Annotated in this window: 2 protein-coding genes; one reads left to right on the top strand and one right to left on the bottom strand. The window is 37.2% G+C overall.

Annotated features, from left to right (window positions below; translation table 11 throughout):
- Positions 1-540, bottom strand: a 540-nt coding sequence (locus tag O0V13_RS21445; protein WP_268037064.1) for a DMP19 family protein, incomplete at its 3' end; no start/stop codon positions are given.
- 286 nt (positions 541-826) lie between these two features.
- Between O0V13_RS21445 and O0V13_RS21440 the strand changes: the two genes are divergently transcribed.
- Positions 827-1,015, top strand: a complete 189-nt coding sequence (locus O0V13_RS21440; RefSeq protein ID WP_268037063.1) for a hypothetical protein — start codon at positions 827-829, stop codon at positions 1,013-1,015.
- Positions 1,016-1,027 lie beyond the last annotated feature (12 nt).

The raw sequence follows: 1,027 nt of genomic DNA, 5'->3' as shown, positions 1-1,027 counted from the left end.
GTCGGTAAAGTCATTTGTATTCTGTCGAATGTAATTTACCTGAATTTGTTGCAAGTTCTCAGTTTGATAAAGCTCATAAAATTCATCGTCCATGTCATTTAATGGATTGTCTTCATATGATTTGCTAAATCCTTCAATTGTTCCGTCTTGATGTTTAGTAATTTCTTGATTTTCTTTTTCATAAATCTTATTCGCTCGTTCAGTCAGGTTGGCAAATTTGTTCGCACCGACAAGTTTTAATGCTGCTGGTAGTTCATTGTAAAACTGTCCACTTGAGTTGATGTAGAATTGATTGTAGCCACCGTTATTTACTTCTGCTTCCAAGAGCCAAATCAAATAAATTGCTTGTCTTGACTTATTCCAAGTCATTACGATTTGATATTCCTTTTCGTAGTTGTCTGGAAGTTTTGTCGTGAGGTTATCAAAAACAACTTGCAATAACTCATCATCAGAAGTAGAGTCAATAATTTCATTCGTCAATTCATCGTGAATTGGTCTGTTTTTAAACGCTTCAATTGATTGAGCAATCTGGTCGTCCATTTCATTTGGTTTTGTACTGTCATTGTTCTTTGTCCGTCCCGAACAACCGAACAAGTTTAAAATTGTCGATATTATTCCCATTACTATCAAGGTTCTTATCATCGGTGTCGTCTTTTGCCTGACCGCTAACACCTCGCTAAACCCCAGTCTTATTTGCCTATAGCGTTTATATCGCATTTGTCCACAGGGGTATGGGATGTTGTGGAAACTAAATTAAGGATCTCGTCGATCTCATCAAGCGAACTTTTAAAATAAAAATCTAGGAACTTCAAAAAGAGGAATAGGCATGTTGATCAATTCCGAACCTGAATCCCAGCAAAAAGAAAAAGCTTCCAGTAAGGAATTCGATTCTGAGGACGTTAAAATCTACTCCCCTAGAATCCCAACCCCCATGTTCGATAAACTCAAATATGAGATCGGTAGAGAAACCAAATTATCCATGAGGGATAAGATTTTGAAGGCGGTGCCGGAGTAGTATGGGATTTAG

It is taken from the genome of Algoriphagus sp. PAP.12 (assembly GCF_026652115.1).
Lineage (GTDB): Bacteria > Bacteroidota > Bacteroidia > Cytophagales > Cyclobacteriaceae > Algoriphagus.
The sequence above is the reverse complement of the archived record's forward strand: the minus strand, read 5'-3'. Positions and strand labels throughout refer to the sequence as shown.